Annotated in this window: 12 protein-coding genes and 1 tRNA gene; 5 read left to right on the top strand and 8 right to left on the bottom strand. The window is 71.3% G+C overall.

All coding sequences use genetic code 11. From position 1 onward, the window contains the following. Window positions 1-268 precede the first annotated feature (268 nt). The 3 genes from ABGB06_RS14480 to ABGB06_RS14470 form a co-directional block, all read right to left on the bottom strand. Window positions 269-1,024 carry a phospholipid scramblase-related protein gene (locus ABGB06_RS14480; RefSeq protein WP_347589074.1) on the bottom strand — a complete coding sequence of 252 codons (756 nt, stop codon included), beginning with the start codon at window positions 1,022-1,024 and terminating at the stop codon, window positions 269-271. Window positions 1,025-1,170: 146 nt separating this feature from the next. After that, the gene (locus ABGB06_RS14475) at window positions 1,171-2,610 is read right to left on the bottom strand and encodes an amino acid permease (protein WP_347589072.1); all 1,440 of its coding nucleotides are present in this window, start codon (window positions 2,608-2,610) and stop codon (window positions 1,171-1,173) included. Window positions 2,611-2,693: 83 nt separating this feature from the next. Beyond that, window positions 2,694-3,731 (bottom strand): LacI family DNA-binding transcriptional regulator, encoded by a 1,038-nt coding sequence (locus ABGB06_RS14470; protein WP_347589070.1) that lies wholly within the window; start codon window positions 3,729-3,731, stop codon window positions 2,694-2,696. A 238-nt stretch (window positions 3,732-3,969) separates the two neighbouring features. Here ABGB06_RS14470 and ABGB06_RS14465 point away from each other — a divergent pair, with 238 nt between their 5' ends. The 4 genes from ABGB06_RS14465 (at window position 3,970) to ABGB06_RS14450 (ending at window position 8,808) form a co-directional block, all read left to right on the top strand. After that, a complete protein-coding gene (locus tag ABGB06_RS14465) occupies window positions 3,970-5,445 on the top strand; it encodes an extracellular solute-binding protein (protein ID WP_347589068.1) in 1,476 nt (491 codons plus the stop codon). Beyond that, window positions 5,442-6,389 carry a sugar ABC transporter permease gene (locus ABGB06_RS14460; protein ID WP_347589066.1) on the top strand — a complete coding sequence of 316 codons (948 nt, stop codon included), beginning with the start codon at window positions 5,442-5,444 and terminating at the stop codon, window positions 6,387-6,389. The genes ABGB06_RS14465 and ABGB06_RS14460 overlap by 4 nt, the downstream gene beginning before the upstream one ends. An 89-nt stretch (window positions 6,390-6,478) precedes the next feature. Then, a complete protein-coding gene (locus ABGB06_RS14455; RefSeq protein WP_347589064.1) occupies window positions 6,479-7,318 on the top strand; it encodes a carbohydrate ABC transporter permease in 840 nt (279 codons plus the stop codon). Window positions 7,319-7,368: 50 nt separating this feature from the next. Beyond that, window positions 7,369-8,808, top strand: coding sequence for a sulfatase-like hydrolase/transferase (locus tag ABGB06_RS14450; protein ID WP_347589062.1), 1,440 nt, complete (start codon window positions 7,369-7,371; stop codon window positions 8,806-8,808). Window positions 8,809-8,862: 54 nt separating this feature from the next. On the opposite strand, the gene ABGB06_RS14445 is transcribed toward ABGB06_RS14450, so the two are convergent. Next, complete coding sequence (locus tag ABGB06_RS14445) at window positions 8,863-9,588, bottom strand: SDR family NAD(P)-dependent oxidoreductase (protein WP_347589060.1); 726 nt, start codon at window positions 9,586-9,588, stop codon at window positions 8,863-8,865. Window positions 9,589-9,748: 160 nt separating this feature from the next. Here ABGB06_RS14445 and ABGB06_RS14440 point away from each other — a divergent pair, with 160 nt between their 5' ends. Next, window positions 9,749-10,555 (top strand): rhamnogalacturonan acetylesterase, encoded by an 807-nt coding sequence (locus ABGB06_RS14440; protein ID WP_347589058.1) that lies wholly within the window; start codon window positions 9,749-9,751, stop codon window positions 10,553-10,555. Window positions 10,556-10,572: 17 nt separating this feature from the next. On the opposite strand, the gene ABGB06_RS14435 is transcribed toward ABGB06_RS14440, so the two are convergent. The 4 genes from ABGB06_RS14435 to ABGB06_RS14420 form a co-directional block, all read right to left on the bottom strand. Continuing rightward, window positions 10,573-10,953 (bottom strand): VOC family protein, encoded by a 381-nt coding sequence (locus ABGB06_RS14435; protein WP_347589056.1) that lies wholly within the window; start codon window positions 10,951-10,953, stop codon window positions 10,573-10,575. 166 nt (window positions 10,954-11,119) lie between these two features. Continuing rightward, window positions 11,120-11,207, bottom strand: a tRNA-Ser gene (locus tag ABGB06_RS14430). Window positions 11,208-11,250: 43 nt separating this feature from the next. Next, window positions 11,251-11,742, bottom strand: a complete 492-nt coding sequence (locus ABGB06_RS14425) for a UTRA domain-containing protein (protein WP_347589054.1) — start codon at window positions 11,740-11,742, stop codon at window positions 11,251-11,253. Window positions 11,743-11,871: 129 nt separating this feature from the next. Beyond that, window positions 11,872-13,389 carry a trypsin-like peptidase domain-containing protein gene (locus ABGB06_RS14420; protein WP_347589052.1) on the bottom strand — a complete coding sequence of 506 codons (1,518 nt, stop codon included), beginning with the start codon at window positions 13,387-13,389 and terminating at the stop codon, window positions 11,872-11,874. Between the last annotated feature and the right edge of the window lie 57 nt (window positions 13,390-13,446).

Below are 13,446 nucleotides of genomic sequence, written 5' to 3'. Positions count from 1 at the left end.
TCACGTCTCCAGCCGCCAGGTGCAGCGCCTCTTCAACCGGTACGGGGACAGCGTGCCCGCGTACATCCGCTAGCAGCGCCTCGAACGCGCCCGCCACGACCTGGCGGAGCCCGCCCTGGCGTTCGCCCGCCCCGGTCTTCACCCGGACCTTCCGCGACGCCTACGGCGTACTCCCGTGCGACTACCGGCACCAGTCCCTGCGCGACCCGGAGGACGAGCCGCGTTGACGGTCGGCTGGTGACTGGTGACTGGTGACTGCCGGCCGGGGTCAGCCGAGGCCGCGGGCGTCCTGCTTGAGCGCGGTGTCCACGGTCAGGGCGGTCGCCACGACCAGGCTCAGCAGCGGGTCCGCCAGCTGGCGGTGGATCCGCAGCACGTAGTTGTCGGCCGTGGTGAACATGGTCCTCGCCAGGCCCTCCCAGGTCTTGGTGATCCTGGCTATCTCAGTGTCGGTGTGGTCCGTGATCGCGAAGTCCCACGCCCGCCAGTTCTCGGCCCTCAGGGCGCCGATCCGCTGCCCGCCGGACTCGATGCTGAAGTTGATCTTTCCGATGGCGTTCTGCTGCACGATCTGGCCCAGCTCCTGGCCGTCCGGCAGGGCCACGATGACCCGCGACTTGACGAACTTCGCGGGCCGGGTCAGCACCAGCCGCGGCTGACCCGCCTGGTCCCGGATCTCCAGCCGGTGGGTGAGGTACTGGTCCAGGCTGGAGAGGAACCGCACCGCCTTCCGCACGGCGCTCTGCCCGACCTGCACGACGGTGCCGAGCTGGCCGCCGTTCTGGTCGAAGACGGCGTACTCGTTGGTCAGCTCGATGATCTTCGTCTTCTGGTTCACCACCAGCACCGGCTCGGTGAACAACGTGCCGCCACCCCCGGTCGGCGCCGCCTGCGCAGCCTGCTGCTCGGCGCCCGCCTGGGCGGTCTGCGCGGTCCACTGGCTGCCGTCCCACCACCGCTGCGCACCGGGCACGCCCTGCGGATCCGGGTACCAGCCGGGGGCAACACTCGCGGGTCCAGTCATACCGGACAGGCTATACGCCACCCCCGACACCCGGCGGATCAGGCAACGCACTCCCGCCCGGTCCGTGATCCAGACCGGCTCAGCCTCCACGACGCCCCCGAGGAACAGGGAGAGAACAGCCGAGCGGACATGGCGGCTCCGCCCGGTCAGCCCGTGGTGTACTCCGGCGCCACCTCTCCGGTGCCCGCCGGCTGGACCGCGGGCCTGCGGGCGCGCCAGCCGGCGACCAGCAGGACGGCCCAGGCCGCGCCCACGTAGAGCGAGACCCGGGCGTCGTCGTGGAGCAGCATCACCACGACGACGAGGAGCAGAAACGCCAACGCGACGGCGCTCCCCAGCGCACCGGCCGGCGCCGGGAAGGACGAGGCGGGCAGGCGCCCGGCCACCACCGCGCGCCGGTAGCGCATGTGGCTGACGAGGATCATGGCCCACGTCCAGATGCCGCAGGCGGTGGCGACGGAGGTGACGTAGACGAACGCCTTCTCCGGCACGAGATAGTTCAGCACCACGCCGATGCCCATGAACGCCACGGACAGGGTGATGGCGCTGGCCGGCGACTGGCGGCCGTTGAGCCGCCCCAGCCGCGCGGGCGCCTCCCGGTTCCCGGCCAGGTCACGCAGCATGCGTCCGGTGGAGTACATGCCGGAGTTGCAGGAGGACAGGGCCGCGGTGAGGACGACGAAGTTGACGATCGCCGCGCCGAAGGGCAGGCCGATCTTCGCGAACGCCGCGACGAACGGGCTGACGCCCTCGTCGAACTCGGTCCACCGGACCACGCAGAGGATGACCGTCAGCGAGCCGACGTAGAAGAGGGCGATGCGCCAGGGCAGCGTGTTGATCGCCTTCGGCAGCGACTTCTCCGGATCCGCGCTCTCCCCGGCGGTGACGCCCACCAGCTCGACGGCGAGGTACGCGAACATGACGCCCTGCAGCGTCATCAGGCTGGAGCCGACGCCGGTGGGGAAGAAGCCCTCGTGGGCCCAGAGATTGGACACGGCGGCCTCGTCGCCGGCGTCGGAGACGCCCAGGGTGAGGACGCCGAGCCCGATGACGATCATCCCGATGATCGCGGTGACCTTGATCATCGAGAACCAGAACTCGATCTCGCCGAAGACCTTCACCGAGATCAGGTTCACGCCGAAGAGCATCACCAGGAACACCAGCGCGCTCACCCACTGCGGAATCTCCGGGAACCAGTAGGTGACGTAGATGGCCGCCGCGGTCAGCTCCGCCATGCCGGTGACCACCCACAGCAGCCAGTAGGTCCAGCCGGTGGCGTACCCGTAGAACGGGCCCAGGAACTCTCTGGCGTACTCCGAGAAACTGCCCGACACCGGGCGGTAGAGCAGCAGCTCCCCCAGCGCCCGCATGATCAGGAAGATGACGCAGCCCGCCAGGGCGTACATCAGCACCAGGCTCGGCCCGGCCTCGGCGATGTTCGCGCCCGCGCCCATGAACAGGCCAACGCCGATCGCGCCGCCGATCGCGATCATCTGCACCTGGCGACTGCCGAGACCCCGGTGGTACCCCTCGTCGGGCCCACTCCCGGCCCCCGGCTCCTTCTCCGGCTCCTTGACATCGGTCATGGCAGCCCCTTGTACCCCTCGTATCGCGCCTGACGCGGGAGGCGCAACTCTCCCGCCGCGAGATCACCGAAGAATCACCCCGGTCACGCGTCCGTTTCACGCCGGGGCCGGCGGGTGGCGGGCGCCGGACCGGTCGACTCCCGGATGACGAGGTCGACCGGCAGCATCGTCCCCCCGGGTGCCAGGTCCGGGTCGTCGATGTGGGCCAGGACCGTGCGCACGGCGGCCTCACCGATCTCGACGAACGGGATCCGGACGGTGCTGAGGGAGGGCACCGTGTACGCGGACAACGGCAGATCGTCGCAGCCGATCAGCGAGAAGTCGCGCGGGACGGAGACGCCGCGGTCGTGCAGCGTGCGGAGGGCGCCGATCGCCATCTGATCGTTCTGCACATAGACCGCGGTCGTCTCCGGGCGACGGTCGAGTATCCGGGCCATGGCCGCCGCGCCGCCGGCGACGTGCCAGCCGCCGTAGTCCTCCAGCGCGGCGTCGAGCTCGACGCCGCGCTCGGCCAGGACCCGCCGGTAGGCCTCCCGCCGGAGAATGGTCAGCCGACCCTCCGGGATGCCACCGATCATCGCCACCCGCCGGTGGCCGAGCCGCACGAGATGATCCACCGGGAGGCTGCCGGTCTGGCCCGAGCCCGTGACGCGGGAGGTCGGGTTGCCCCAGAGCTCGTGGAGCGTGACCGTCGGCGGGCCGCCCGCCAGCAGCTCGGCGAAGCGCCGGTCGGCCTCCAGACTCGGCGCGTTCACGATCAGCCCGTCCACGCGCTGCTCGACGAGGGTCCGGTAGTTGTGCTCGGCGTCCTCGGCGTCGTTGGCCGCGCTGGTGACGAGGACCGAGAGGTCGTGCCGCCGGGCCTCCCGCTGGATACCGACGAGGTACTCGCCGGGGGCCTGATGGGCGAACTGCACGGTCAGCACGCCGAGCATGAGGGTGCGCCTGGACCGCAGGCCGCGCGCCAACGTGTTGCGGACGTAGCCGAGCTCCTCCGCGGCGCGCAGGATCCGCTGCCGGGTCTCCGCGGAGACGGCGCCCTTGCCGTTCAACACCTTGCCCACGGTCTGGAACGAGACGCCGGCGCGCGCCGCCACGTCCTTGATCGAGACCTTCGCCATGCGCCTTCCCGGGACCTGCCTTGGTCAGTCGGATCGGACAGATCCGTTGACACGCAGACTACGTCTGATCCATGGTAGGCGAACGTTCGCCTAGCAGGAACGGGCCAGGGCGCCGCGGGGCTCCTCACCGGAACCGAGCGCCCTCCCCGTTCACCTAGCAGAAACGGGCCAGAGTGCCACGGGTGCCTCACCGGAACCAAGCGTCCTCCGGGCGGGGCGGGAGAGAGGGACGGAACACATGACTTCGTACGGCCGTCGCCGGTTCCTCGCCGTGGCCGGGTCGCTGACGGTGGGCGGCGGGGCAGTCGCGACCGGATGCACCCGCTCGTCGAGCAGACGCGCGGAGCCGGGTCACTTCCGGTGGTGGCACCATTTCGAGCCGTTGCGTGAGGTGAACGAGGAGGTCGGCGGAGCCTTCGAGGACGCGCACGAGGGTGTCGCCGTGGAGGCGACGGTCTACAACCCGGCCGACCTCGGCCAGGCCCTCCAACTCGCCCACCGCACCGGGCAGATGCCCGACATCCACACCGTCGCCGACCTCGGACTCGCCGAACAGGCACTGTACGAGCAGGGGTGGATCACCCCGCTGCGCCTCACCGACGAGCAGCGCGCACGGATCGACGACTCGACGCTGGTGGAGGGGCTGCACCTCTTCGACGGCGCGTTGTACTCCTTCCCGCTCTTCACCTTCCGACAGCACGCCACCCTCACCTGGTTCAACCGCGAACTGGTCGAACGAGCCGGCGGCGATCCGCGGCACGGCCCGGCGACCTGGGACGAGTTCCGCGCCGTGGCGCGGCGCATCACCGCCAACGGGGACGGCGACGAGTACGGCTGGATCCAGGGCCTGACGTTCGTCGACCGGCTGGAGACGCATCTCATCGAGCTGGCGCAGGCGGCCGGCGCGGTGATGTCCCACACCAGCGCCAGCCCTCCGCCGCCCGGCCTGGCCGACCCGCGGACCGGTGACTACGTGTTCGACAGCGACCCGTTCGTCGACGCCCTGGAGTTCCTCGGCTCGCTCGTCGCCGACGGCGTCGTGCACCCCGCCTCGACCTCGCTGGACGCCCAGACCTCGCGCGCCCGGTGGGCTACGGGCGTGGGGGGATTCTTCTTCGACGGCCCCTGGAACGTCGGCGTCGTCCTCGAACAGTTCGGGCCCTTCGCCGACCGGATGGGCGTGGCGGACGTTCCGTCGCCCGAGGGCGGCGCGACCCTCTACAAGGGCCCCGCCGGGGGGCAGTTCTGGCTCTCCGGGCAGTGCCGGCAGCCCGAACTCGTCTCCCGGCTGATCGGCGAGTTGGCGAGTACGGAGTACGCCAGGGCGGTGGCGGAGTGCCAGGACCAGCCGCCGTTGAACGACGCCGTGGTGGCCGAGGCGGACGTGCACCCCACCTACCGACGCGCGGTGGAGCTCTTCCGCGGCATCCGGCTGGCGCCAACGCCCGTCGGCAGGAATCCCGCGGTCGGTTCGGTGATATCGGCGATGCAGGACGTCAGACCCACCCTCGGCGAGATCGTCCAGGGGTACCTCGGCGGCGACGTCGACGACGCGCGGGCGGCGCTGCGCACGTTCAACGGAGCGCTCGAAGCCGAACGGGAACGGGCCATCCGGCAGGTCAACGGCGAGGGCCTGGCCGTCGCCGCCGACGACTGGGTCTTCCACGACTTCGAGCCCGGTCAGGACTACGGGACGGAGCGGTACCCGCGATGACGTCTCTCGCCACCCCTCGGATACCGCGTTTCTTGTCCCGCGCCGCCCAACGGATATGGGCGAACCGCTGGGTCTACGTCTTCCTCGTTCCGACGCTCCTGCTGTTCGGCACGTACACCGTGTGGCCCATGCTGTCGAGCCTCGCCTACGCCACGCTCGACTGGAACGGCCTGGGGCAGCGCCAGGAGTTCGTCGGCCTCGCGAACTTCGAGGAAGCGCTCTCGGACCCGCTGTTCTGGAAGTCGCTCCGCATCACGCTGGTGATCATCGCCGTCACGGTGCCGATCCGGGTCCTCGCGGCGCTCGGCCTCGCGCTGCTGCTGAACAACCCGCGGCTGCCGTTCGCGAGGCTCTTCCGCACGGCGCTCTTCCTGCCCGTCGTGACGACGGCGGCGATCATCGGCATCGTCACCAGCCTGGTCTTCGACCCCGGCGGCGGGCCGGTCAACGAGTTCCTGGTCTCGACCGGCCTCGTCGACCAGCCGATCGACTTCCTGGGGAGTTCGTCCAACGCGCTTCCCACGGTCATGTTGGTGCACACCTGGAAGTGGCTGGGCATCACGCTGATCTACTGGCTGGCCGCGCTCCAGACGGTGCCGCGTGAGCTGTACGAGGCGGCGCAGGTGGACGGCGCCGGCTGGTGGCGGACCCTCCGGTCGGTCACGCTGCCGCAGCTGATGCCGTTCCTGGTCATCATCGTCCTGCTGACGGCCGTCGAGACCATGCAGGTCTTCGACCTCGTGCAGACCATGACCGGAGGCGGCCCCTTCAACTCCACCCTGGTCACCGAGGTGTACATCTACCAGCTCGCGTTCGCCTCCCCGTCGCCGCGTCTCGGCTACGCGTCGGCCGTCGGCGTGCTGTTCGGACTGGCGACGCTGGTGCTCGTCACGGTCCAACTCCTGGTGGTCCGGCTCCTCAGGCACCGCGGGAGGCAGCCGTGAACGCCCCAGCCATGAACGCCCGTCGCCGGAAACGCATGCCCCCAACTCCTGACGGCGGCCCGACTCCTCACGCACCGCGGGAGGCAGCCATGAACGCCCGTCGCCGGAAAACCGTGCTCGTCTGGACGCAGGTCGTCCTGCTCGCCGCGATCTGCCTGGTGTGGATTTACCCGCTGCTGTGGATCGCGTCGGCCTCGGTCAAGGACACGCTGTCCATCTTCACCGGCGGTCTCGGCCTGCTGCCCGACCGGTGGGAGTTCGGGAACTACGCCCGCGCCTGGGACGAGGCCGACTTCTCGCGGTACATGGTGAACTCCGTCGTCGTGACGGTCGGCTCCGTGTTCCTCGTCGTCCTGCGCTCCGCCACCGCCGGATACGTGCTCGCCCGCAAGGACTTCCCCGGCCGGAAGCTCGTGCTCACCGTCATGGTCAGCACGCTCTTCGCGCCGACCGGCCTCTTCATCATCCCCATCGTGGAGACCAGCGACCTGATGGGGCTGCTGAACACCAGGACCGGCCTGGTCCTGGCACTCTCGGGCGCCGGCCAGGTGGCGGGAACGCTGCTCTACATGGGCTACTTCTCCCGGCTGCCACGCGAACTCGAGGAGGCGGCCACCGTCGACGGAGCGGGCTTCCTGCGGACGTTCTTCCAGGTCATCATGCCGATCTCCGGCCCGATCACCGCCACGGTCTCGGTCATGACGTTCCTGGGCTCCTGGAACAGCTTCTTCCTCCCGCTGGTCTTCACCTTCAGCGAGCCGAGCCAACGCACCCTCGCCGTCGGCATGCTCGCGTTCCAGGGCACGAACTCGACCGACTGGTCGGGCATGGCGGCGGCGACCATGCTCTCGCTCCTCCCCGTGCTGGTCGTTTTCGCGCTGCTCCAGCGCTACTTCATCGAGGGCGTCGCGGGAGCGGTGAAGAACTGATCGCGATCCCTGATCCCACGGCACGACACGAGACGAAGAGCGGCGAACTCATGACGACCCATCCAGCACCGAACATCCTGCTGATATCCACCGACCAGCAGCGTTTCAACGCCCTGGGCGCGCAGGGGAACCCGGACATCAGGACGCCGAACCTCGACCGACTGGCGTCCGAGGGCGTGCTGTTCGACAACTGCTACGTGCCCTCGCCGGTGTGCGCGCCGTCGCGGGCCAGCCTGATGACCGGTCAGTACCCACACCGGCACGGGCTCCACGCCAACGGCGTGGACATCCCCCGCGACGCCGAGCTGTTCACCAGGAACCTCGCCGACGCCGGCTACGACTGCGCGCTCGTCGGCAAGTTCCATCTCGGCGCCTGCCAACACGGGCGGACCGAACCACGGATCGCCGACGGCTTCCGGGTCTTCCGCTGGGCCCACGACCCCTACCGGGGCTCCTCCGAGAACGCCTACCACCGCTGGCTGCAGCAGAAGTTCCCGGAACTCCACGCCCACGCCATGAGCGGCGGCTCCGCAGCGTTCGACACGCTGCCGACCGAGGCCCACTACAGCCGCTGGGTCGGCGACGAGGCGATCGACTACCTGACGTCCTCCCGGGACACGTCGAAGCCCTTCTGCTTCGTCGTGAACTTCTTCGACCCGCACCACGGTTTCGGCGCCCCCAAGGAGTACCGCGACCTCTACGACGCCGACTCGCTCCCGGCCCCGATCACCTCCGACCTGTCCACCAAGCCCGAGATCTTCACCGAGGCGTCCAGGAAGTCGTACGCCGGACACGCCCCCGGCTTCCTGGACCACACGCCCGAGGAGATCCAGGACATCAGGGCGCAGTACTACGCGATGGTGACGCTCGTCGACGACGAGGTGGGACGGATCCTGGACGCGCTCGACGCCCAGGGCCTCGCCGACGACACCATCGTCGTCTTCACCAGCGACCACGGCGAGATGCTGGGCGACCACCAGATGCTGCTCAAGGGGCCGATGATGTTCGACGTCGCGACCCGCGTGCCGCTGGTCGTGCGCTGGCCCGGCCGACTGCCGGCCGGCGCGCGCCGGGAGCAGCTCGTCTCCTGGATCGACCTCGCTCCGACGCTGCTCCGCGCCGCCGGCGCCGCCGAGCTCGGCGGCTGCCAGGGGCAGGACATCACCGAACTCGCCACCACCGGACGACAGGACGGCCTCCGCGACTGGGTGCTCAGCGAGTACCGCGACAGCTGCTGGCCGTACGACCCCCCGGTCCACACCACCATGCTCCGCCAGGGCCCCTGGAAGATCGTCGTCCACCACGGCGCCCCCGCGACCGACAGGCCGAGGACGGGCGAGCTCTACGACCTGGCCCGGGACCCGGACGAGACCACCAACCTGTGGGACGCCCCCGCCGCCCGCGACGACCGGGACCGGATGCAGGGCCTCCTCCTCGACGCCCTGGTCGCCACCGAGAACCGCTCCCAACCACGACTCTCCAGCTACTAGCCCGGAAGCCGGCCCGACCTGGCCGCCGACCGAGGGGCCGCCGCCCGCACCGTTTCAGAGCGCGGTGCCCGTCTCCTCGGCCAGCGCCCGCAGCAGTCGGTCCTGGAACGCCTCGTCGTGAACGGCGCGGTGCGGCTGCTGCCGCTCCCGGTGGAACCAGTACCCGCCGCTGGTCAGGGCCTCGGGTTCGTCGCTCGACGCGAGCCACTCCTGCGTCCGGTGGCCGAGCTCGAGGTCGTCCGGCGCGTTGGGGCCGCCCATCTTCGTCGGCACCCAGCCCGGGTCCACGGCGTTGCTCAGCACGCCGGGCCGCAGGCGGGCCATCGCGGCCACGAGCGTCGTGACGAACAGCTTGCTGTCCGAGTACGAGCCCACGCTCTCGCCCCGCCAGTCGATCCCGTCCAGTGAGGGACGCCCGCCGAAATGCGAGCCGCTGCTCAGGTACACCAGCCGGCGCGGGCCGCGCAGCAGGGCCGTGAGCAGGTACGGGGCGATGATGTTGACGGGCATGACCGCCGGCCCGCTCCACACGCCAGCGTTGTGGATGACCGCGTCGAGCGGCTTCGCGTCGTTCAGCTCCGCGGCGATGCGCCGTACGGCGTCCCGCTCCGTGAAGTCGCCCACGACGACGTCCGCCCCACGCTCGACCAGCGCGTCGAGCCCCGCCGCACGCTCCCGGTTCCGGGCGTGCACCACCACGTCGTGGCCCGCGGCCACCAGCGCGTCGGCCGCGAGACGCCCGAGGCCGTCCGCGGAACCGGTCACCAGGATTCGAGACACGATCGCACCGCCCTTCCGACACCCGAGCCCCGGGCCGTCACGCTCCCAGCCTGACACGCCACGGACGCCCTCTTCCCCTTACTCGCCAGGAACACGATGATGCGGGAGGGGCAACAGTAAGCGCTTGCACGGGCGGCGCACCCGAGAGAGGTCAGCCGACATGACACACACCCCGCGACGCAACGTGGTCGCCGCCCTCGCCGCCCTCCCCCTGGCCGTGGCCATGGCCCCCGCCGCGCTCGCCCGGGCCCGGGACGGCGGCACCGTCTACCTCGCGGGGGACTCCACCGCCGCCCAGAAGTACGCCGACGCCGCCCCCGAGACCGGCTGGGGCATGGCGCTCCCCTTCTTCCTCCGCCCGGGCCTGACCGTCGACAACCGCGCGCTCAACGGCCGCAGTTCCAAGAGCTTCATCGACGAGGGCTGGCTGACGCCCATCCTGGACGCCATCGGCCCCGGCGACCTCCTCGTCGTCCAGTTCGCCCACAACGACGAGAAGATCGAGGACCCCACGCGCTACACCGAGCCGTGGACGACGTACCAGGACCACCTGCGCCAGTACCTCGACGGCGCCCGCGAGCGCGGCGCGCTCCCCGTGCTCGCCACCCCCGTCGAACGCCGCCGCTTCGACGACGCCGGCACCGCCCAGCCCACCCACGGCGAGTACCCGGCGGCGATGCGCGCCCTCGCCGAGGCGGAGGGCGTCGCGCTGCTCGACATCCAGGCCCTGTCCCTCGCCCTGTGGCAGCAGCTCGGCGCCGAGGAGACCAAGCGGTACTTCAACTGGACGGGCACCACCGAGGACAACACCCACTTCAGCCCCACGGGCGCGATCGCCGTGGCCCGCCTCGTCGCCCGCCAACTCCTCGAACAGGCCGTGCTGACCGAGACCGACATCCAGCACCTCGCCGACGAGATCCCACCCGAGCGCATCACCTGGCCCGAACCGACGACCGGCACCGCGTGAAACGCCGCCGGGAGCCGTCAGAGCGGGTCGATGCGGGACCTGAGCAGGCAGAACTCGTTGCCCTCGGGGTCGGCCAGAACGTGCCAGGGCTCCTCCCCGGTCTGCCCGACGTCGGCCGGGCGCGCCCCGAGCGCCAGGAGGCGTTCGAGCTCGGCGGCCTGGTCGCGGTCGGTGGCGTTGACGTCGATGTGCAGCCGGGGCTTCGCCCGCTCCGGCTCGTCCCTGCGGCTGAGGACGATCGTCGGCTGAGGCCCGCCGAACCCCTCGCGCGGCCCGATCTCCAGGCTGCCGTCCTCCTCGCGGTCGAGCACGACGAAGTCCAGGACCTCGCACCAGAACCGCGCCAACGCCTCGGGGTCGCGACACTCGAGCACGAGCTCACTGATACGACATGCCATGGACCAGACCTACTCTCAACGCGGGAACCGGGGCGCCCGCACACGAAGCTCCCGGGCTCTCCCCCAGCGGGAACCCCGTCGAGACGGTACCCGACGAGGCCCGTGGGCCCAGACCACGGCCCCCGACCGTCGTCACAGGTCAGGGGCCGTTGCGGCTGACAGGCTGCGGAGGCGGTGGGATTTGAACCCACGGTGAGGGGTTACCTCACGACGGTTTTCAAGACCGTTCCCTTCGGCCGCTCGGGCACACCTCCCCGTGCCGCCGCGCCGCGGCGGCACGGGGTCAGCCTAACGGGTTCAAGGGTTTCGGTCGGACCCGTTGGCGCTGGTGCGGTAACGGAGGTGGCGGCCGCTGGGGATGATGGTCTGGCTCACCTCGACGGGGAGCAGCGTCGCCGTCAGGCTGGTGCGGGTCAGCAGTAGGACCGGGTCGCCGGCGGGGAGGTGGAGGGCGCCGCGGGCCTCCGGGGCGGGCAGGCCGGCGGAGACGTCCTCGACGTGTTCGTGGACGGGGTAGCCGAGCGTCGCCAGGAGCGAGGCGGTGTCGCCGGGGAGGGCTCGGGGCTCGGCTAGCGCGGTGTCCCGTGCGACGGTCGCCGGGTAGTAGGAGTCGGTCAGCTCCACCGGCCGGTCGCCCTGGTAGGTCACCCGGCGCCGGACCACCGCGTGTTCCCCGGCCGCCAGGCCGAGTGTGGCGGCGACGTCGGCGGGTGGCGCCAGCTCGCGGACGGCGAGCAGGCGTTGGGTTCCGCGCACGGCCGGTGCGGGCTGCCACGTCTGGTCCGTCACTCGGGCCCCTCTCGCTCGCGGTCCGAAGACCAGCATGCGGCCCGCGCGGGGGCGATCGCCTCGTGCGACACGGGAACGGGCGGTGTGCCGCGGTGGCACACCGCCCGTTCCGAGTCCGGGACCGTCGGGTCAGACGTCGTCGCCGACGCGTTCGCCGAGCGTGATCTGCGTGGTCATCTCCTCGCCGCCGCGCTCGTAGGTGACCTCCACCGTCTCGCCCGGCTGCAGCGACCAGATCTCGCTGATCAGCGTCGGGCCGCTGTCGATCACCCGGTCGCCGAAGCGGGTGATGACGTCGCCGGGCTGCAGGCCGGCCTCGTCGGCGGGGCCGCCGGGGGTCACTGGCTCGCTGCCGTCGTCGGTGGCCTCGACGATCGCGCCGCCCTCGCTCATCGGGTCGGTGTTCACCACCGCGCCGATGATCGGGTAGACCGGCTCGCCGCTCTCCATCAGGTCCTGGGCGACCTGCTCGGCCTGGTTGATCGGGATGGCGAAGCCGAGGCCGACGCTGCCCGACTGGCCGGTGCTGGAGGTCGGCTGGATCGCGGAGTTGATGCCGATGACCTCGCCGTCCGCGTTCAGCAGCGGACCGCCGGAGTTGCCCGGGTTGATCGAGGCATCGGTCTGCACCGCGTTCATGTACGAGACGTCGGCGCTGGTGCCGTCGCTGGAGGCGACGGGCCGGTCCAGGGCGCTGACGATGCCGGTGGTGACCGTGCCGTCCAGGCCGAACGGCGCGCCGATGGCGATCGTGGCGTCGCCGACCGCGATGGCGTCCGAGTCGCCCATGGGCAACGGATCCAGCTCGCGGTCCGATCCGTCGACCAGCTTGATGACCGCCACGTCGTACCCGGCGGCGTTGCCGACGACCTCCGCGTCGTAGCTCTCGCCGTCGGAGAAGGTGACCGTCAGCGGGCCGCCGTCCGCGGCCGAGGCCACGACGTGGTTGTTGGTGAGGATGTGGCCTTCCTCGTCGTATACGAAGCCGGTGCCCGAGGTGGCCTCCATGGACTCGCCCGCCTCGATGGTGACGACGCTGGGGAGTGCCGACTCCGCTATCCCGGCGACCGACTCGGGCGGGCGGGCGGCCGTCTCGCTGCCGTCGCCGGAGTCCGCCTCCAGGGTGGTCGAGGTGGAGTCGTCCTCGTCGGCCACCAGGTAGCCCACGCCGCCGCCGATGCCGCCGGCGATCAGCGTCGCGGCGAGGACGCCGGCCAGCAGACCGCCGCGGCGCTTGGGCGGGGCGGGCGGCGAGGGAACGACACCCCAGGGCGAGTCGGCGGTCGGCGGCATGCCGCCCGTGCCGGGCGCCGGCGGAACAGCGGCGGGCGGCGGAGCGGCGGCCGCTGGCGGCGGTACGGCGGCGGCCGGCGACATCACGGTGGTGGGCTCGGGGCCGGCGGCGGGCGCCGGCGGGGCGGGAGTTCCCGGGGGTGCGGCGGGCGGTGGCCCCGCGGTCGACGCCGCCGGGGGAGGTGCGGCCGGGGGAGGCGCGGCCGGCGCCGCGGGAGCGGGGCCAGCCGGAGGAACAGGGCCCGGCGCGGGCGACGCTCCGGTCGCGGCGCCGTGCTCCGGCCTCGGGGCCCCGCCGCCGCCAGGCTCACCCAGCTCGCCTGACTTGCTGCCGCCCTCATACTCGGTGCTCACGGCTTTCTCCTTGGATCGCGATGGATTGCGACAGGTAGCGTGGGTTGCGACGAACTT

This window comes from Streptomyces sp. B6B3, from assembly GCF_039871525.1.
Lineage (GTDB): Bacteria > Actinomycetota > Actinomycetes > Streptomycetales > Streptomycetaceae > Streptomyces.
The sequence above is the reverse complement of the archived record's forward strand: the minus strand, read 5'-3'. Positions and strand labels throughout refer to the sequence as shown.